An 18,820-nucleotide genomic window follows, 5' to 3' on the forward strand; every position below is an offset into this window, starting at 1 on the left:
ATCGAGCCACCATCCCGAAGGAGGGGTCCGGGTGTCCGTGCAACAGCGTCGTCAACGGCTCATCCTGCGCCGGCTCCGCGACCGGGGCTCCGCGCGGCTCACCGACCTGGCCAGAGAGCTCGGCGTCTCCGCCGTCACCCTGCGCAGGGACGTCGAGCACCTCGCCGAGCAGGGGCTGCTCACCAGGACGCACGGCGGCGTCACGCTGCCCTCCGACCTCGACCGGCCCGCCGCCGAGACTCCCTCGCTGACGATCGGCATGGTGGTGCCCACGGCCCACTACTACTACCCGGCCATGATCAAGGGCGCCCAGGAGCAGGCCGCCCAGGCGGGGGCGCGGCTCGTGCTCGGCATCTCGCACTACTCCGACGCCGAGGACCGGGCCCAGGTGCGCCAGCTCGTCGACGACGGCATCGACGGCCTGCTGCTCACGCCCAGCAGGCATCCCGACGAGTCCCACGCCGAGTGGCTGGCCGGGCTGCCCGTCCCCACCGTGCTCGTGGAGCGGCGGGCCGAGCTCGCCGGTCCCGCCTCGACGCTCGACGCGGTCGCCTCCGACCACGCCCACGGCGCCTACCTGGCCGCACGCCACCTGGCCGGGCTGGGCCACCGCGGGCTCGCGCTCGTCGCCAACGCCAGCCCCACCCTGCCGGGCATCAGGGCGGGCCTGTCGGCGGCCGCCGCCGCGCTCGGCCTGGAGGCTCCCGCGGAGATCGTCATCGACCGCGAGCGCCCCGAGGAGGCGGTGGCCGGCGTGCTGCGCCTCGTGCGCGACGGTGGCGTGACGGGCCTGCTCGTGCACAACGACGAAGACGCGATCTCCCTGGTCAGGCGACTGAACGCGGCCGGGGTGCACCTGCCGGGCGAGATGTCGCTGGTCGCCTACGACGACGAGGTGGCCGCCTTCTGCTCACCCTCGCTCACCGCCGTGGCGCCGCCCAAGGAGGAGGTCGGCCGCTGCGCGGTGGACCTGCTGGTCACCCGCCTCACCGGCCTCGCCCGGCGGCCCGGCGCGGCCGGCCGCCACGTCGCCCTCCTGCCCGAGCTACGGGTACGCGAATCGACGGCGTCGATTTCGTTATGATCGAATTGACCGTATTGTGGTTCGGGGAGAGCACATGACCAACGCACGGCCGAAGACCCTGCTCGCCATGGCGCCGGAGATCGCCGCCCGCCTCATCACCGGCGAGGCGCGCGAGCGCCTGGTCACGATCGCCGACGTGGACCCCGGCCTGGTGGCCGCCGACTTCGCCGACCCGGCCGTGGCGGGGGCGCTGGCCGAGGCCGAGGTGCTCTACACGAGCTGGTGGTGCCCGCCGATCACCGAGGACGTGCTGGCCAGGGCGCCCAGGCTGCGGGCGGTCGTGCACGCGGCCGGCACCGTGAAACACCACGTCACCGAGGCGTGCTGGCGGCGCGGCATCGCCGTCTCGTCCGCGGCGGCGGCCAACGCCGAGCCGGTCGCCGAATACACGCTGGCCTCGATCCTGTTCGCCAACAAGCGGGTGCTGGACGTCGCCAGGCTCTACCGCGAGGAGCGGGCACGGCTCGACCTGGACGCGCGCTTTCCCGGGTTCGGCAACTACCGGCGTACGGTCGGGGTCGTCGGGGCCTCCAAGATCGGCCGGCGGGTGATCGAGCTGCTGCGGCCGTTCGAGCTGGACGTGCTGGTCGCGGACCCGTACCTGAGCGAGGACCTGGGCGTGGCGCAGGTCGAGCTGGACGAGTTGTTCGAGCGGTGCGACGTGATCACCCTGCACGCGCCCGCGCTGCCGGAGACCCGCCACCTCATCGACGCCGCCCGGCTGGCCCGCATGCCCGACCGCGCGACCCTGATCAACACCGCCCGCGGCGCACTCGTCGACCAGGACGCGCTCATCGCCGAGCTGGCCTCCGGCCGCCTGTACGCCGTCATCGACGTGACCGAGCCCGACCTCCTGCCGCCCGACTCGCCCCTCTACGACCTGCCCAACGTCCTGCTCACCCCGCACATGGCCGGCTCGCTCGGCGGCGAGCTGGCCCGTATCGCCCACCTGGCCCTCGACGAGCTCGCCCGCTACGCCGCCGGCCGGCCCTTCGCGCACGGCGTCGCGGCGGAGGCCCTCACCATCAGCGCCTGATCAGGGCCCCTGATGACGGCGGGGGCGCGTCGGCCCTACGCTGCTCTGCATGCACAAACGCGTGATCGACGACCGCTTCGAGCTCATGGAGCGGCTCGGTGGCGGGGGCATGGGCCTGGTGTGGCGGGCCTGGGACGTGGCCCTGCACCGTGAGGTCGCGCTCAAGGAAGTGCGCCCTCCCGACCCCTCCATGGACGAGCACGACCCGGCCGGCGCCCGCGAGCTGCGGGCCCGGGTGCTGCGCGAGGCCCGCGCCCTGGCCCGGCTGAACCATCCGCACGTGGCCACCATCCACCACATCGTGGACCCGGGCGAGCAGGGTTACCCGTGGATCGTCATGGAGCTGGTCTCCGGCGGCTCGCTGCAGGACCGCATCCAACGCGATCCGATGCCGCAGCAGGAGGTGGCGCGCCTCGGCCGCGAGGTCTTATCGGCGCTGCGGGCCGCGCACGCGGTGGGCATCCAGCACCGCGACGTCAAGCCCGCCAACGTGCTGCTGCGCGATGACGGCCGGTCGGTGCTGACCGACTTCGGCATCGCCGCGGTGCGCGAGTCCACGAGCCTGACGGCCACCGGGTCGTTCATCGGCTCGCCCGAGTACATGGCGCCCGAGCGCATCAACGGCGTCGAAGGCGATCCGGCCTCCGACCTGTGGTCGCTGGGCATGATGCTGTACGTGGCGGTGGAGGGGCGGCATCCGCTGCGCCGGAGCACCACACTGGCGACGCTGGCCGCCGTGCTCAACCAGGACGTGCCCCCGCCTGAGCGGGCCGGGTCACTCGGCCCCGTCCTGCACGCCCTCCTCAACCGGAATCCGGCCGCGCGCCCGGACGCCGACACCCTGGACCGGATGCTGGCGGCGGCGGGCGGCGACTCGGGCCCGGCGCCCTTCGGACCACGCCACTCCGGCGCGCCCGCCCACGGCGCGCCACCCCTCTCAGGCCCACCGTCCCCTTCCGGTTCGCCATCGCATCCCGGCTCGCCATCCTCTTCCGGTTCGCCGTCCCATTCGGGTTCGCCATCGCATTCAGGGTCGCCTGCCCACTCCGGTCCGCAGGCTCATTCGGGCCCGCCGTCCCACATGGGCGCGCCTTCGCACGGAGGCGCGCCTTCGCACGGGGGCCCGCCGGTCTATGGAGGCCCGCCGGTCTACGGGGGGCCACCGGCTCACGGAGGGCCGTCCGGGAACACCGGGCCGCAGGGGTACGCAGGTCCGCCCGGCAGGGGCAACACCATGCCGCCCGGTTACGGCGGGCCGGGGTCGCCACCACCTCCGTGGGGGGCGACGCCGGTGCCGCACGCCGGGACCCTGAACACCCGCCGCTCCCGCCGCAAGGGTGTCGCCGGCGCGGCGGTCACGGTGTCCGTCGCGGCCGTCGTGGTCGTGGGCGTACTGGTGTGGCAGATGCTCCCCCCGGCGGACAGCGGGAACCGGCAGGCCGACGACGGGGGCGAGCGGACGTCCGACCCGGCGACGCCGGAAGAGACCGAGCGGACCACCGACCGGGCCACCGAAGAGGCCACCGAAGAGCCCGCCCCCAAGAACCTGCTGACCCCCGCCGGGATCCGGTCCGTGATCGCCGAACTCAAGCCGCTCGCCGGCGGCACCAAGGTCGTCAAGATGACGGTCTACCCGGAACACGTTTCCATCGACGTGCCGCTCAAGAGGGACCGGGAGCTCTACGACAGCTACACCTACCGCGACGGCACCCTCAGCCGCTGGACGGACGGCGGCAAGATCACCACGCCCCTGGTCGACCTCGGCAAGATCAACTGGGACGCCGTCCCCGCCCTGCTCAAGAGGGCCGACAAGGACCTCGGCGTGGCCAAGCCCAAGTCCCGCTACCTGATCGTGGACCCCGACTACGCGTTCGCCAGCACGCGGCAGGTGCTGCTCGTCTACGTGTCCGACGGCTACCGCTCGGGCTACCTGGTGGCCAGCCCACAGGGCAAGGTGCTCAAGCTCTACCCGGACGACTAGGGCCGAAGACCACGCGCTCGCGGCGGGCGTACCGGGCCTTGGTGAGGGCGACCAGCAGGCGCAGCGGCGCGCCCGCGCCCGCCAGCAGCCGGGCGGCCTCGTCCGCGGTGGCGTGACGCAGCAGCCACGGCGCCGTGAACGTGAGCTGACCCAGCGACGCCCGCCTGGCCACCTGCTTCTCCGTCCAGACGTAGGCGTCGTACGGCACGAACCTGGAGATGATCGGGAACAGGGCGGACTCCTCCTCGGCGATGTGGTCGTCGAGGAGTTCGAGCAGGTCGGTCAGGGCCCGGCCGAGCTCGTGCCGGTCGCCGCCGAGCGCGGCGCGGCACCGCTCCAGCACGGGGCCGAGCGCCTCGTGGTCGTCGGTGTACGGGCTGAGGTCCACCGCGTGCCCCGCCGTGCGCTCCACGATGGGCCACAGCAGGTCGTCCTCGTTGGCGTGGTGATGGTGCACCTCGGTCAGGATCGAGGCCGCGTACGCGCGGGCCTCCCTGTCCCGGTCACCGCTCAGCCGATCGGGCCCGCCGCACAGGCCGGCGAGACGCCGCAGGTCGGTCAGCATGGCGCGGTGGATGACGTACATGGAGGTGAGGTCCGGCTCGCGCTCCCCGCCGGTGCGGGGGGAGACGTCGGGGATCTGTACGGTTCTCATGCGGCCAGCATGGGCGGCGCGTCTTTTCGTCCTCTGGTCGCCGACTTGCCGCCCTGTTGGCAGGCGTCTGTCAGCAGACGTCCTGGTAGCCGCTCTCCGGGATCAGACGCGTCCACTCCGCCCTGCTCAGCGCCCCGCCCGCCCTGGCGCACACCTCTTTCGCCGTCAGCGCGGGATCGACCGGGCGCTCGCGTACGGTGCCGTCGAGCGCCACGCCGCGCAGCCGCCTGCCGTCCTGGCTGAAGGCCAGCCCGGCGGCCCACGACCCGACCTGGCCGACCTCGCGCAGCGTCCTGACGTCCCAGAGCGAGGTGCGGGTCGCGTCGATGGCCAGCAGGTCGCCCTTGGGGGAGAAGCGCAGCTCGTCCACCTGGGTCGTGCCCGTCTCGACCGTGCCGAGCGGCTCGCGCTCGCGTACGTCCCAGAGCAGCACCCGGCCGCTCTCCAGCCCGAACGCCAGCCGGCGGCCGTCGGGTGAGAAGGCCAGCGCGGTCGGGGCGGCCCCGCCGCCGGCCCTGGTGGCCAGGTCGAGCGGGGTGATCTGGCCGGTGCGCAGCGCCAGCAGCTTGGCCCCGGCCGCCAGGGTCGAGCCGTCGGGGCTGAAGGCCAGCGCCAGGTCGCCCGCGCCCTCGTACGCCTTGAGCCGGCGTCCCTGGCGCACGTCCCACGTCTCCAGCGTCTTGCCGCGCGCGGTGGCCAGCGTGGCGCCGTCGGGAGAGAGCGCCACGGCGAGCACGTCGCCGCCCGTTTCGATGGCGGCGACCTGCCTGCCGCCGGACACCTCCCACACGGTCACCGGGTCGCCCGCGACGGCGAGCAGCCGGCCGCTCGCGTCGAAGGCCAGGTCACCGGCGGCGGTGATGCGGCCGAGCCGCCTGCGCTCGACGGTGTCGGTGATCTCGATCGAGTCGCCGACCTCCTTGGCCACGACGCGGCCGTTGCCGGAGAAGGCGGCGGTCTGGACGTCGTCGGACGGGACCGGCAGGCCGGAGACGTCGAGTGAGAGGACGGAGCCGGTGCCGCTCAGGTAGCGCAGTGAGCGGCCGTCGGAGGAGAACGACAGGCCGTGGCCGGGGTCCTTGAGGGAGTAGGCGCCGGACAGGCGGCGTTCGGTGACGTTCCAGACCCGTACCTCGCCGTCGCCGGGCAGGGCGAGCAGGCGGCCGTCGGGGCTGAAGACGAGCGGGCCGGCCGCGGCCCCGGGCGACGCCTCCAGGCCGTCGACGACCTCGACACCCCACCCTCCGGTCGCCGGCCTGCGGCTCTTCGCCCGCGCCTCGGGCTCACGGGTCTTCACCGCCTCCGCGCTCTGCTCGGAACCGGCACGGAAGGCCTGCGCCTGCTCCGGGACCTCCACCCGCAACGCGTCCGCCCCAGGGCTCCGCGCGGCCTGCGCGCCCGGGGTCTGAACGGGCTGGGCGCTCTGAGACGCGGTGTCGTCCGGCGGGGCGGTGTCGTTCGGCAGGGCGGTGTCGTTCGGCGGGGCGTCGGCGTTCGCCTGCTGGGGCGGGGATGTGGGCGCGGACGTGGGTGCGGACGTCGGCGGGTTCTGGGGGGCGGCCGTGGGGGAGGGCGCCTGCGGCTGGGCGTCGGTCTCGTGCGGAGCTCCCGCCTGCCTGGCCGCCACGAGCGTGACCCCGTCGCGCCCGGCCACCGCCAGCGTGGTCCCGTCGGGGCTGAACGCCAGCGCCGGCGCCGCCGCGTCCGCCCCGGTGAGCGGCTGGACCTCCACGACCCCCGTCCGGGTGCGCGGCGCCAGGTCCCACAGCTCGACCCGCCCGTTGAGCCCGGAGAAGGCCGCCCTGGTCCCGTCGGGGGAGAGGGCCACCTTGCGGTCGGCCACGTCGAACAGCGCCTTCGTGCCCCGGTAGACCCGGGTCCGGTTCCCCCGGCTGATCGCGTAGGCCCCGCTGGACGGCGCCCGCCCGGTGGTCACGTCGAACGGCCTGCCCCCGGCCCCCTCCGCGAACCTCCCGTCGTCGCTCAGCGCCATGGCCCCCGCCGGCAGCACGTACGACGCCAGCCGCCGCTCATCCGCCACATCCCAGACCGTGACCGTCCCGGTGTCCCACTTGACCAGCTCGTCCCCGCGCAGCAGGTAGCGGGCCCGCTGGTCGGGAGCCGGGTCGCTGAACACGCCCAGCTCGGGCTGCACGAGCGAGGTCTGCAGCGCGGCCCGCGCCTCGATCACGGGCGACAGCCGCCACGCGGCCACGCTGAGCCGCATCGCCGTACGCGGATCGGCGGCCCGCATCGCCTCCGCCCTGGCGGCCACGGCCCTGGCGTCGGCCTCGATGAGCCGGCCGCGCAGATCGTTCTGGCCGTGCACGGACACCACGGACAGCGTCACCGCGACCGCCAGCACCGCCCCGACCGTCGCCAGCGAGGGGACGAGCAGCCTCCTGCGCTGCTTGGACAGGGCCACGCTGTCGTTGATGAAGTCGCGTTCGAGCTGGTTGAGCCGCAGGTGGCGGCGCTTGGTCGCGGCCCAGCCGAGCGCGGTGTCCAGCGACTGGCCGCGAAACAGGTGGCTCCGGCCACGGCGGTGCTCCGACCAGTGCCTGGCGGCCTCGCGGATCCCGCGGTGCACCTCTAAGCCGTCGCGCTCGTCGGCGACCCAGCCGCGCAGCCGGGGCCAGGCGCGGTAGAGCGCGGCGCTGGCCGGCGCCACCCGGTCGTCGCTGACGGCCACGAGCTTGCCCACGGAGGTCTCGACGGCCGGTACGCGGACGCTGCGGCGTACGAGCAGACCGGCGTCCATGAGCGGGCCGAGTACGTCGCCCTCGTCGTGCGGGCTGTCGCCGTCGAGCAGGCGCAGCAGCAGCCCCGGCACCTCCTGCTGCTGGGCGGGCGTGAGCGACAGGTAGACCTCCTCGGCCACCTCGCCCAGCGACCTCGGGCGTATGTGTCCTTCGGGCGGCCGCAGCTCGATCTCGCTCTCGACCGGCAGCTCGGAGGCCGCGGGACGCTCGGCGGGATCCTTGGCCAGCGCCCGCTCCACCGGCTCGCGCAGCGGCTCGGGCAGGCAGCTCAGGTCGGGGTCGACGGTCAGCAGCCGGTGCATGATCCCGCCCGGGCTCTCGCCGCGGAACGGGTCGCGCCCGGTGGCCGCGAACAGCACCACCGCGCCCCACGCGAACACGTCCGCCGCCGCCTCGGCCGCGTGCCCGGTCAGCACCTCCGGCGCCTGGTAGGTGTACGTCGCGCCCACCGGCCCGCCGGCGGGCAGTCCCAGCTCGATGACCTTGGGCCCGTCGGCGGCCAGCAGCACGCTCTCCGGGTTCAGCCCCCGATGCGTCAGCCCGGCCTCGTGCAGCGCGCCGAGCGCGGACGCCAGCGCGGCGGCCAGCGCCACCAGCTCGTCACCCTCGTAGGGCCCGTGCAGCTCGACGGCACGCCGCAGATCGGGCCCGTCGACGAACTCGCTCACCACGTAGGGCACGCCCTCGTCGGACCCGACGGCGACCACCTCCGCCAGATGGCGGCAGGTCACCCGCTCGAACCGGCGCCCGACCTCGCCCCGCGGCACCGTGACCGCGAACCGGCGTCCTTCGTCGTCGCACGCGTCGTAGACGACGCCGCGCCCGCCCGCGCCGAGCCTGGCCGCCAGCCAAAGGCCGCCAAGCCTCTCGGGGTCACCGGGCACCAAGCGCATCGTCACTGATGCTTAGACGCACGACACCGCCCATTTGTTGTCCGGAAGGACGCCACAGGTCCCCCGCGCGCCTCGGGGGACCCATGCGTCATGATCATTATGCCAGGCTTCAGGATCTTGCCTGCCATTCCGGTCGAAGGATGGACATGCGAACGGAGTCGTGCCACTCTCCGTCCCAGCGCAGGGCGTCGCGCTCCACGCCCTCCTCCACGAATCCGACCTTCTTGTAGACGTGCCGCGCCCGCTCGTTGAAGGTGAAGACGTCGAGCCTGATCCGGTGCAGCGGCGTCGTGGTGAAGGCGTGGCCGAGGACCAGTTCGAGCGCCTCGGTGCCGTAGCCCTTGCCGAACACCCGCGCGCCGATCAGCGCGATGCGCAGGTTGCAGGACAGGTTGTCGGTGTCGAGCTCGTTGAGGACGACCTCGCCGACGTACTCCTCGTCGGCCATGATGGCCAGGTCGAGGCGTTCGGTGTGTTCGCCGCGGGTGGCGTACCACTGGCGGGCCTGGTCGTCGTTGATGTGGCCGTGCGAACCCGTCAACCGGTGCACGTCGGGGTCGGAGATCAGCTCGATGAGGCCGTCGGTGTGCTCCGGGCCTGCCGGGCACAGCGTCACGTGCTTGCCCTTCAGCGTGGGTTTGTCGGCGAACATCCCCTCTGGGTATCAGTCCTGATCACCTGCGGGCAAACCCATTTCCCGCAGCGTGGCGTCCCGCACCTGTTCGGGCCGCAGGTCTCCGACGTCGCACACCAGGTCCGCCACCTCGCGGAAGTACGGCTCACGACGGGCCCGCATCGCGGCCGGGTCGAAGTCGGGGCGGTGGTCACTCGATCGCATCCGCTGGGCCAGCACCTCGTCGGCCGCGTCCACCCAGACCACGAACGCGTCGCGGAGCGCCTCCCGCACCTTGGGATCCTCGATCGTGCTGGCCGCCGCCGCGATCACCTTGGGCTCGCCGGCCAGCTCGTGCAGCACGTGCTCGGCCTCGTACCGGTGCAGTTCGTCCGCTCCGACGCGTCCGGCGATCTGCGCGGCGGTGCCTCCGTACCGCGCGACCAGGAACGGGTCGCTGTCGCTGAAGGGCAGGTCAAGGGCCTCACCGATCAGTCGGCCCGCGGTCGTCTTGCCGGATCCCATGAGTCCGATCACCACGATTGGTTTGTTTTTCGACATGTGGATAGATGTTCCTTCGCGTCAAGGAGGTAAATCTGATGACCATCGCCGGAAGCATCATCCTCATCATGCTCGGTGCGATTCTCACCTGGGCCGTCGAGTTCGATCTCGCCGGCCTCGACATCAACGTAGTGGGCGTCATCCTCATGCTCGGTGGTCTGGCCGGACTTCTGTTCGGCATATACCGGATCGCCGTGACGCGCAGGGCCGTCGGTCCGATCGACGAGCCGGTGCACCGTCACGAGATCTACGAGGAGCCGGAGACACGGAGGACCACCGTCTACGAGGAGCGGCGCCGCTACGACGAACCGCCGCTGTAGGAGGTAAATCGGCATGCCAGGAGTCGAAGAACTGCCGTCCACCATCAAGCGCTCGCCGAAGAAGGCGCAGAACACGTGGGTCAAGGCACACGATTCAGCCGTCAAGGAGTACGGCGAGGGACGACGCGCGCACATGACCGCGTTCGCCGCGCTGAAGCATTCTTTCGAGAAGATCGGCGACCATTGGGAGCCGAAGTCGGGGAAGGGCCCTTCCGACAAGGGCGCCACGACCCGGTCCGGAAAGACGGCCGAGGGCGTGAACGCCAATGCCAGCAAGGAGCACCTGCAGGGTGTGGCCGCCAAGCTCGGCGTGGTCGGCCGGTCGAAAATGACCAAGACCGAGCTGGTGGACGCCATCAGGAAGGCCAACAGAAGGGCCACGACGAAGGCGGCGACCACGGCCATGTCGAGGGCCGCCACAAAGTCCGCCACAAAATCCACGACAAAGGCCACCACGAAGAGCACGGCCAAGCCGAAGTCCACGGCCAAGGCCATGTCCAAGCCGAAGTCGACGACCACGACCACGGCGAGGGCGATGGCCAAGCCCAAGCCGACGACCACGGCGAAGGCCACCGTCAAGCCCAAGACCACAACGAAGGCCATGCCCAAGCCCAAGTCAACGGCGAAGGCGATGGCCAAGCCGAAGACCGCGGCCAAGGCGATGTCCACATCGATGCCCAAGGCCACGATGAAGGCAACGGCCAAGCCCAGGGCCACGGCGAAGGCCCGCTGACCGTTCCACCACACACCGGGGGCCGGCGACGGAGGCGATGGTGGCGACGAGCCACCCACCTCACCCGCCGGCCCTCACCCATGTCCCCGCCCGCCGTGCTGGAGGATGTGCCGGAGGATGTGTCAGAGGAGGCGCTTGACCGCCTCGACGATCGCGTTCTTGTCGATGTGGGCCTCCGCCAGTTGCTCCTCCGGCTTCGCCGACCCGGGCAGTCCCGTCACCGCCAGCTTCACCACCCGAGGCCCCAGCTCGCTCACGGCGTCCATCACCGCGTCGCCCAGCCCGCCCTCAAGGCGGTGGTCCTCCACCGTGATCAGGTTGCCCGTGGTGGTGGCCGCCTCCACCAGCACACCGGTGTCGACCGGCTTGATCGAGTACAGGTCGATCACCCCCACCGGGATGCCGGCGTCGCGCAGTTCGTCGGCCGCCGCCAGCGCCTCGTGCACGGTCACGCCGGCCGCCACGATCGTGGCCCGGTCGCCGGGGGAGTGCCGCAGCACCCGCGACCCGCCCACCGGGAACTGCTCGCCCGGCTGGTAGATCACCGGTGTGTCGCCCCGCGTGGTCCGCAGGTAGGAGACCCCGTCCAGGTCGGCCATCTCCGCGACCAGCGCCGCCGCCTGGTTGGCGTCGCAGGGGTAGAGGACGGTGCTGCCGTACACGGCCCGGATCATGGCCAGGTCCTCCAGGCCCATCTGTGAGGGCCCGTCCTCCCCGATCGCCACTCCGGCGTGCGACCCGACCAGCCGGATCGACGCCTCGCTCACCCCGGCCATCCTGATGAAGTCATAAGCCCTGGTCAGGAACGCCGCGAACGTGGCCGCGTACGGGACCCACCCGCGTACCTGGAACCCGATGGCGGCGGCCACGAGCTGCTGCTCGGCGATGTACATCTCGAAGAACCGCTCGGGGAACTCCTTGCCGAACGCCTCCGTCTTCGTCGAGTCGGCCACCTCGCCGTCCAGCGCCACGACGTCCCCCCGGGCCGCCCCGAGCGCCTTCAGCGCCTCCCCGTACGCCGTCCGCGTCGCGACCTTCTCCCCGGCCCGGTACGCGGGCAGCTTCAACGCCTTCGACTCGAACCGGTACGGCACCGCGTCGGCCATCTCGGGCCTGTGCACCTCGACCCGCACGGCACGAGACCCGCCGAGCTCCTCCACCGCCTTGTCCGGATCCTTGAGCGCCTTCCCGTGGGCGCCCTCGCGGTTCTCGACCTCCAGCACTCCTTCGCCCTTGCGGGTCTTGGCCAGGATCACGGTGGGCCGCCTGCGCGTGTTGCGGGCGTCGCCGAGCGCGTAGTCGATCTGCCCGGGATCGTGCCCGTCGATCTCGATCGTGTGCCATCCGAACGCCCCGAACCTGCGCGCGTAGGCCCCGGTGTCCCATCCGTGCCGGGTCGGCCCGCGCTGTCCGAGCCGGTTGACGTCCACGATCGCGGTCAGGTTGGCCAGCCCCTCGCACCCGGCGTGCTCGGCGGCCTCCCAGATGGACCCCTCGGCCAGCTCACTGTCGCCGCAGAGCACCCACACCCGGTACGGCAGCCGCTCCAGCCGCCCGGCCATCGCCACCCCGACTCCGACGGGCAACCCCTGCCCGAGCGATCCGGTGGCCACGTCGACCCAGGGCAGCCGCGGTGTCGGGTGGCCCTCCAGCCGGCTGCCACGCCGCCGGAACGACAGCAGTTCCTCGTCATCGATGACGCCGGCCGCCTTGAAGAGGGAGTAGAGCAGGGGGGAGGCGTGGCCCTTGGAGAAGATCAAGTGGTCGTTCGCGGGGCGGTCGGGGTGATCGAAGTCGTAGCGGAGGTGGCAGGCGAACAGCACGGCCATGAGGTCGGCCGAGGACATGGACGAGGTCGGATGGCCGGAACCGGCCTGCGCGGCCGCCCGTACGGAGTCGACGCGCAGTTGTGCGGCCAGCCCGGCCAAATACTGGAGATCGCGTTCAGGCATCGAGCCCTCCTCGAATGGGTTTCAGGCCGTCTACCCCCACGGGCAGGCTTAAGTCGGCGCCCCGTCACCTGCTGTGACGCTCGCCTGCCCGTATCGTGACGAACCTGAGTGCGGGGGTCAGGACCGCTTGGTGCGGCGCAGGGCCGCGAACGCGGCGGCCGCCGCTCCGCCGGCCAGCGAGAGCAGGACCGGACGCCGGTGCTGGGAGAGCCAGACCTGGGGGCTGCGCGCGTGGGAGCGGTCGTCGAAGGTGCCGTGGGCGCCGTAGTCGGTCGACTCGTCCGCCGGCTCCCACAGGTTCGACACCCCGCTCGGCTCCTTCTCGTCGGTCTGCTGGGATTTCGCGCCGGTCATCGCCACGTACCGGTCCACCAGTGCCGGGGCGACCCGCTGGGCCAGGAGGGTGGCCACCGTGCTGGTCCCCACCCAGTACTCCTTGCGCTCCGGGTGCTCGGCCGCGTACACGATCGCCCTGGCCGCGACCTCCGGCTGGTAGATGGGCGGTACGGGCTGGGGATGCCGGCGGAGCTTGGACAGCACCCACTCGAACTGGGGTGTGTTGACGGCCGGGAGCTGTACGAGCGTGATCCCGACGTTGCTGCCGTCGGCGAGCAGCTCGGTGCGCACCGACTCCGTGAAGCCCTTGATGGCGTGCTTGGCCCCGCAGTACGCCGACTGCAGGGGGATGCCGCGATACGACAGGGCCGAACCCGTCTGGACGATCGCTCCCGCGTTCCGCGGTCCCATCAGTTCCAGCGCCACCTTGGTGCCCCAGACATATCCGAGATACGTCACTTCGGTGGTGCGTTGAAACTCATCGGGGGAAATATCGGTGAATTTCGCGAACACCGAGGAAAACGCGGTGTTGATCCAGACGGAGATCGGACCCATCTCCGTCTCGATGCGCTCGGCCGCCTCGCGTACCTGGTCGTAGTCGGCGACGTCCGCCTCGTAGACCTGGCCGGTGCCGCCCTCGGTGCCGACGTCCACGGCGGCTGCGCCGAGCCCGGTCGTGCCCCGGGCGATCAGCGCCACCTTGGCGCCCTGGGCGCCCAGTTCGCGGACGACGGCGCGCCCGACGCCGCCGCTCGCACCCGTCACCACTACGACCCGCCCTCTCAGTGGTGCCATGTTGAAATCAGCCAGCCTCTCCGTTATGTCGTAGTTTCTGGCGGCGTGCCGCCAGTGTCATGTCGATCACTGTGATCACGGCCAGGACGATGGCGATGCCCGTCATGACCGGCGCCTGCGCGATGATTCCCAGCACCGCGAAAGCGAACAGGAACATCAGGATGAAAGAGCCGACCCTGAGGTGCACCACGTCACGCGGTGTGGCGGGCACCATGGCATGACCCTTCCGGTCCCTTTCCTCGTGCCACTCTCCGTTATCAGACATATCGCTCACCTGCCCTTGCCGTTTGTTACCTAACGTCTGGGGTAGCCCGCCTTGCGTGCCCGAGCCAGATCCCCGTGAGGAGCCCCGGTCCGGCGGTCACGCCGCCGAGCTGCATCCGAGCGACCAGAGTGAGCCGGGCATCTCGCGGCGCCGCCGCGGGCGCGGGTTCAGCTATGCGGGCCCCGACGGGAAGCCGGTCCGCGACCCCGCCACCCTGGAGCGCATCAAGGCGCTGGCCATCCCGCCGGCCTGGACCGACGTGTGGATCTGCGCCTCGCCCACCGGGCATCTGCAGGCCATCGGCACCGACTCCGCCGGGCGGCGGCAGTATCGCTACCACGACGTGTGGCGCGAGCAGCAGGACCGGGTCAAGTTCGACCGGATCCTCGAGGTGGCCGAGCGGCTGCCCGCGTTCAGGAAGTCCGTGGACGACCAGCTCAAAGGGCGCGGCCTGACCCGGGCGCGAGTGCTGGCGACGGCGGCCCGGCTGCTCGACATCGGCTTCTTCCGCATCGGCGGCGAGAGCTACGACACCTTCGGCCTGGCCACGCTGAGGATGGAGCACATCGTCTGCGCCGGCGGCATCATCACCTGCTCCTACCAGGCCAAGGGCGACATCCGCCGCGAGGTCGAGGTGGCCGATCCCGGCGCGTGCAAGGTGCTCAGGTCGCTCAAGGCCCTCGGCGTGGAGGGGGAGCTGCTGCGCTACCGCCACGAAGGCGGGTGGGCCGACATCAGAAGCGAGGACATCAACGACTACCTGCGCGAGACCATCGGGTACGAGGTCACCGCCAAGGACTTCCGCACCTGGCACGCCACGGTCCTGGCGGCCGTGGGGCTGGCGGTGTCCCGTCTGGCGGCGGACGAAGGAGAGGGCAGGAAGCAGCGGGCGATCGTCCGGGTGATGCGGGAGGTCGCCGAGTATCTCGGTAACACCCCGACCGTGGCCAGGGCGTCGTACGTGGACCCCCGTGTGGTGGAGGCGTACGACCAGGACAGGACGATCGCGGCGGTGCTCACCGAGCTGGGCGCGGACGTCGATTTCGGGCAGCTCGCCACGGCGGGCACGGTGGAGCAGGCCGTAATCGACCTAATTCGTGCCGTTTGAGCCGTTCGTGCCCGGGCATGCGCCGACAGAAGAAGGAGGAGAGCGATGGAAGCTCCGCAGTACGTCGCGGCCCGAGTCCAGCAGGCGCTGGCCGAGGACGCGCGCACGCACGAGCTCGGAATTCGCGTCGACATACGTGGCGACCAGTTGTTCCTGCGCGGGCAGGTGAGCGGCCCCGAGCAGCGGGAGAGGCTCGGCCAGGTAGCGAAGGAGGCCGCGCCCGAGCTCCACGTGCACAACGAGATCAACATCGTTCAGGCATCCAAGCCGGGAGAGGATGAGCACCTTGACTGACCTGCGTATTGCGGCCGTAGGCGACATCCACCTGGGCGAGGACGTCAGAGGCCAGTACAGGGCCAAGCTCGAGGGCATCGAGGACCGCGCCGACGTGTTCATGCTGGCGGGTGACCTGACCAGGCACGGCACGCTGGAGGAGGGCCGGCTGGTGGCCGACGAGCTGCGCGGCCTGGAGATCCCCATCGTCGCGGTGCTGGGCAACCACGACTACCACTCCGACCTGCAGTACGAGATCGCCGCGGAACTGCGCGACGCCGGCGTCGTCGTGCTGGACGACGACGGCGCCGTGGTCCAGTGCGGCGACAAGAAGCTGGGCGTGGTCGGCGGCAAGGGATTCGGCGGCGGGTACGCCGGCAAGAGCGCGAGCGAGTTCGGCGAGCGGGAGATCAAGAACTTCATCGCCCACACCCGCTACATCGCCGAGGCGTGGAAGGTGGCGCTGAAGGAGATCGTGGCCGACCAGCGCGTGGTGCTGTCGCACTATTCCCCCATCAAGGAGACGCTGGAGGGCGAGCCGCCGGAGATCTACCCCTTCCTCGGCAGCTACCTGCTGGCCGAGGCGGTCGACACGGCCGGCGCCGACCTGATCCTGCACGGGCACGCGCACAAGGGCAGGGAGAAGGGCATGACCCCCGGCGGCATCAGGGTGCGCAACGTCGCGCTGCCCGTGATCGGCAAGGCGTACGCCGTCTACTGCCTGAACTGCGACAACGGGTTCCCGGGCGAGGAAGGCTAGAGCACCCGGGCGGCGACGAGGCAGATGTCGTCCTCGGCGCTCTCACCGCCCAGCCGTCGGAGCAGGCACGCGATCACCTCTTCCGGATCGTCGCCGGCGCAGAAGCAGGCCGCCTGGACCAGGGCGTTCATGCCGATGTCCAGGTCCTGCCCGCGCCGCTCGACGAGCCCGTCGGTGTAGAGCACGAGCATGTCGCCGGACTCCAGGCGGGTGGTGCTCATCCGGTACTCGGTGGCGTCGAACGCCCCCAGCATCATCCCCGGCACCCCGTTCACCAGCTCGGCCCGGCCGTTCCTGATCAGCAGGGGAGCGAGATGGCCGGCGTTCGTCCAGGAGAAGGTGCGGCCCTCGGGGTCGAAGTGGCCGATGATCGTGGTGCCGGTCACCGTGATGCCCTCGCTGGAGTGCACGATGAGGTCGTTCAGCCAGGTGGTGAGCTGGTCGGCGGAGGCTCCCGTGTAGGCCAGGCCGGCCAGGCCCGAGCGCATCTGCAACATGATGCTCACCGCGGTCAGCCCGTGGCCCATGGCGTCCCCGATGGCCAGGAGCACTCTGCCGTCGGGGATCAGCCGGGCCTTGAACCAGTCGCCGCCCAGCCGGGTCGGCTCCTCACCGGGCAGATACCGTACGGCGACCGTCAGGCCCGGCAGGTGGACGAGGCCCCGGCGGAGCGGCAAGATCGTGTTCTGGAGCTGCACCGTGACCTGGTGCTCCTCCTCGGCCCGTTTACGCTGCCAATGGGCCTGCTCGTGCGCCACGGCCAGGGCCCGCTCCTTGCGCCGGTTCTTGGTCACGTCCTGGACGAGGTAGCGCACCTTGACCGGCAGGCCGTCGGTGTCGAGGATCGGCTCACTGAACACGCTGAGATGCCGCACGCCGTGCCGGTGCTGGATCCTGAACTCGGTCTCGACCGCCTCGCGGTACTCCAGCAGCGACCGTAGCTGCTCCTCGACCACCGGCAGGTCCTCCGGCATCACCACCGAGGGCAGCTCCTCCAGGGCCATCGGGCCGAAGGCGCGGTCGCGGCCGAACATCTCGTACATCTGGGGGGTCCACAGCGTGCGCGCCGTGGCCAGGTTCCACTCGCCCCAGCCCAGCTCGGCCAGGCGCTGGGCGCGTTCCCAGCCGGAGACGAGCAGCTCCTCGTCGTCGATGGTCCGCCAGCTCGCCAGCAGCCCGTCGTCCACCCGCGCCGCGCGCACGCTGAGCGTGGCCGGCCAGAGCAGGTAGTCCATCACCTCGACGAACTCCAGCGGCTCCCGGTGCAGGGGCTCGCCGCTCTCGTAGACGGTGATGTAGTCGTCGAGCAGGCCCGAGCTGGCCACGCCGGGGCTGACCGCCATGAGCCGGCGCCCGGCCAGCTCCGCGGAGGTACGGCCGGCCACGGTCCTGGCGTGCCGGTTGGCGGCGAGGATGAGGAAGTCCACGACGCGGTCCGTGGAGTCCTTGACGGGGGTGAGGTAGAGGGCCGAGGCGTGGACGGCCTCGAGCATGCCGCGTACCCACAGGGGAACCTCGAGTGGCCCCCGCTCCTCCTCGGGGGGCCGTTCGATGCCCTTGGCGACCTCGACGAGATCGAGGCCGCTGTGCTGGGCCATCCTGGCGAGCTGCTCGGCGGCCTCGCCGGGCCGTACGTTGAGCCCGATCGCGAGCCGCGCGGTGGCCTCGTCGAGGATGGCCTCGTTGCGCATGTGATGCCGCAGCCGCGCGAGCTGGTCCCGGACTCTCGCCGAGGCAGCGCCGCTCTCGTAGCGGCCGAACGGCGGATATTTGCTCACACGTTCCTCATGCCCGGGCACGCCGGGCTGAGGAGCGGTACTGACGATATTTCGGCAAAACTAAGGTACCGCTGGGCCGTTCTCGGAGAATCGGCCCAGCGGTAAGGATGAACAGGGACCGGGGCGGGTGACGCCCCTAGACATTGAAGATGCTGACCCCGCCAGGCCCGACCAGGAAACCGAGAACGATGAGCACGATCCCCCACAGCAGGTCGCGCCGGGCCAGGATGACGTAGATCCCGGCGATGACGAGGATTACTGCGATGATCCAGAGCAAAGTAGCCATGGGCCTGCAACTGCCCCCAGCGATGCCCGCTTAACATCTTTTTCCATTCGCTGACGGGCGAGTCGGAAATTCAGCTCGCTGTCCGGCCATTTTCCCGCAGGCGTCACTAGTCGCTCTCGCCGGCCGACTTCATCAGCTTCGCGTACGCGAGCTGCAGCCAGTCCGAGATGGCCACCGCCGTCATCGTGGCGCCCACGAGCCGGGTCGCCTTGGGCGCGAACACCAGGCCGGCGGCGTAGCCGGTGGCGATCCACTGCGCCAGGCAGAACGGGCAGGCGAGCAGCTCGCCCACCGCGCCGTGCGGCTTCTCCCGCACCTCCGCGGGACCGGACTGGCCCTCGTACCGGGTGAACGGGGCGCGCAGCGGGCTGGTGACGGGGTCCTTGGACAGGCGCCGCGACATCTTGTGCGTGCACGCCGCCATCAGCAGCAGGTCCATCGTCCCGAAGTGGTCGGGCGCCCTGCGTCCCGCCAGGAGGGCCGCGGCCGTGGCCATCGCGACCGTGCCCCCGTACGCGCTGAGGAGCCCGATGTAACCCTTCAGCGGTCTGTCGTGCCCCGCCTCGTAGTCCCGTTCCGTCTTCTGCAGCATTTCGGTCATAGCTCCTGGCGCTACCCCCAGCCCAGGC

The 18,820-nt window shown here is 71.3% G+C and carries 17 protein-coding genes and 1 pseudogene; 8 read left to right on the top strand and 10 right to left on the bottom strand.

The window, feature by feature from the left end; translation table 11 throughout:
* Nucleotides 1-31 precede the first annotated feature (31 nt).
* The 3 genes from AB0I15_RS01580 to AB0I15_RS01590 are packed head-to-tail and all read left to right on the top strand — an operon-like array spanning nucleotide 32 to nucleotide 4,101.
* Complete coding sequence (locus AB0I15_RS01580) at nucleotides 32-1,084, top strand: substrate-binding domain-containing protein (RefSeq protein ID WP_358088390.1); 1,053 nt, start codon at nucleotides 32-34, stop codon at nucleotides 1,082-1,084.
* 34 nt (nucleotides 1,085-1,118) lie between these two features.
* Nucleotides 1,119-2,120 carry a hydroxyacid dehydrogenase gene (locus AB0I15_RS01585; RefSeq protein WP_358088393.1) on the top strand — a complete coding sequence of 334 codons (1,002 nt, stop codon included), beginning with the start codon at nucleotides 1,119-1,121 and terminating at the stop codon, nucleotides 2,118-2,120.
* Between the two features lie 49 nt (nucleotides 2,121-2,169).
* Nucleotides 2,170-4,101 (top strand): serine/threonine-protein kinase, encoded by a 1,932-nt coding sequence (locus tag AB0I15_RS01590; RefSeq protein WP_358088396.1) that lies wholly within the window; start codon nucleotides 2,170-2,172, stop codon nucleotides 4,099-4,101.
* Here the strand turns inward: AB0I15_RS01590 and AB0I15_RS01595 are convergent.
* The 4 genes from AB0I15_RS01595 to AB0I15_RS01610 form a co-directional block, all read right to left on the bottom strand.
* A complete protein-coding gene (locus tag AB0I15_RS01595) occupies nucleotides 4,079-4,756 on the bottom strand; it encodes a hemerythrin domain-containing protein (protein WP_358088399.1) in 678 nt (225 codons plus the stop codon). The genes AB0I15_RS01590 and AB0I15_RS01595 overlap by 23 nt on opposite strands.
* 70 nt (nucleotides 4,757-4,826) lie before the next feature.
* The gene (locus AB0I15_RS01600; RefSeq protein WP_358088401.1) at nucleotides 4,827-8,402 is read right to left on the bottom strand and encodes a protein kinase; all 3,576 of its coding nucleotides are present in this window, start codon (nucleotides 8,400-8,402) and stop codon (nucleotides 4,827-4,829) included.
* Nucleotides 8,403-8,520: 118 nt separating this feature from the next.
* On the bottom strand, nucleotides 8,521-9,063 hold the full coding sequence (locus AB0I15_RS01605; RefSeq protein ID WP_358088404.1) for a GNAT family protein: 543 nt from the start codon (nucleotides 9,061-9,063) through the stop codon (nucleotides 8,521-8,523).
* Nucleotides 9,064-9,075: 12 nt separating this feature from the next.
* Nucleotides 9,076-9,564, bottom strand: coding sequence for a shikimate kinase (locus AB0I15_RS01610; protein ID WP_358088407.1), 489 nt, complete (start codon nucleotides 9,562-9,564; stop codon nucleotides 9,076-9,078).
* 59 nt (nucleotides 9,565-9,623) lie between these two features.
* Between AB0I15_RS01610 and AB0I15_RS01615 the strand changes: the two genes are divergently transcribed.
* Complete coding sequence (locus AB0I15_RS01615; protein ID WP_138694333.1) at nucleotides 9,624-9,905, top strand: hypothetical protein; 282 nt, start codon at nucleotides 9,624-9,626, stop codon at nucleotides 9,903-9,905.
* A 13-nt stretch (nucleotides 9,906-9,918) separates the two neighbouring features.
* A pseudogene (locus AB0I15_RS01620) lies at nucleotides 9,919-10,296 on the top strand (ChaB family protein); the annotation flags it as partial.
* 464 nt (nucleotides 10,297-10,760) lie between these two features.
* On the opposite strand, the gene AB0I15_RS01625 reads toward AB0I15_RS01620, so the two are convergent.
* The 3 genes from AB0I15_RS01625 to AB0I15_RS01635 all read right to left on the bottom strand — a co-directional run bounded on the left by AB0I15_RS01625 (nucleotide 10,761) and on the right by AB0I15_RS01635 (nucleotide 13,935).
* A complete protein-coding gene (locus tag AB0I15_RS01625; protein ID WP_358088411.1) occupies nucleotides 10,761-12,590 on the bottom strand; it encodes a transketolase in 1,830 nt (609 codons plus the stop codon).
* A gap of 117 nt (nucleotides 12,591-12,707) precedes the next feature.
* Nucleotides 12,708-13,721: an SDR family oxidoreductase gene (locus AB0I15_RS01630; RefSeq protein ID WP_358088414.1), complete on the bottom strand. Its 1,014-nt coding sequence runs from the start codon at nucleotides 13,719-13,721 to the stop codon at nucleotides 12,708-12,710.
* Between the two features lie 7 nt (nucleotides 13,722-13,728).
* Nucleotides 13,729-13,935, bottom strand: coding sequence for a hypothetical protein (locus tag AB0I15_RS01635; protein WP_358088417.1), 207 nt, complete (start codon nucleotides 13,933-13,935; stop codon nucleotides 13,729-13,731).
* Nucleotides 13,936-14,041: 106 nt separating this feature from the next.
* Between AB0I15_RS01635 and AB0I15_RS01640 the strand changes: the two genes are divergently transcribed.
* From AB0I15_RS01640 to AB0I15_RS01650, 3 genes are read left to right on the top strand one after another with little or no spacing between them, the layout of a single operon-like run.
* The gene (locus tag AB0I15_RS01640; protein ID WP_358088420.1) at nucleotides 14,042-15,094 is read left to right on the top strand and encodes a DNA topoisomerase IB; all 1,053 of its coding nucleotides are present in this window, start codon (nucleotides 14,042-14,044) and stop codon (nucleotides 15,092-15,094) included.
* A 45-nt stretch (nucleotides 15,095-15,139) separates the two neighbouring features.
* Nucleotides 15,140-15,388 carry a BON domain-containing protein gene (locus AB0I15_RS01645; protein WP_358088423.1) on the top strand — a complete coding sequence of 83 codons (249 nt, stop codon included), beginning with the start codon at nucleotides 15,140-15,142 and terminating at the stop codon, nucleotides 15,386-15,388.
* Nucleotides 15,372-16,127: a metallophosphoesterase gene (locus AB0I15_RS01650; RefSeq protein WP_358088426.1), complete on the top strand. Its 756-nt coding sequence runs from the start codon at nucleotides 15,372-15,374 to the stop codon at nucleotides 16,125-16,127. Before AB0I15_RS01645 ends, AB0I15_RS01650 begins: the two co-directional genes overlap by 17 nt.
* On the opposite strand, the gene AB0I15_RS01655 is transcribed toward AB0I15_RS01650, so the two are convergent.
* The 3 genes from AB0I15_RS01655 to AB0I15_RS01665 form a co-directional block, all read right to left on the bottom strand.
* On the bottom strand, nucleotides 16,124-17,905 hold the full coding sequence (locus AB0I15_RS01655) for a SpoIIE family protein phosphatase (protein WP_358088429.1): 1,782 nt from the start codon (nucleotides 17,903-17,905) through the stop codon (nucleotides 16,124-16,126). The genes AB0I15_RS01650 and AB0I15_RS01655 overlap by 4 nt on opposite strands.
* Nucleotides 17,906-18,041: 136 nt before the next feature.
* On the bottom strand, nucleotides 18,042-18,191 hold the full coding sequence (locus AB0I15_RS01660; protein WP_020543887.1) for a GPGG-motif small membrane protein: 150 nt from the start codon (nucleotides 18,189-18,191) through the stop codon (nucleotides 18,042-18,044).
* 106 nt (nucleotides 18,192-18,297) lie between these two features.
* Nucleotides 18,298-18,792: a DUF1360 domain-containing protein gene (locus tag AB0I15_RS01665; RefSeq protein ID WP_358088432.1), complete on the bottom strand. Its 495-nt coding sequence runs from the start codon at nucleotides 18,790-18,792 to the stop codon at nucleotides 18,298-18,300.
* Nucleotides 18,793-18,820 lie beyond the last annotated feature (28 nt).

The organism is Nonomuraea sp. NPDC050643 (assembly GCF_040654715.1).
Lineage (GTDB): Bacteria > Actinomycetota > Actinomycetes > Streptosporangiales > Streptosporangiaceae > Nonomuraea.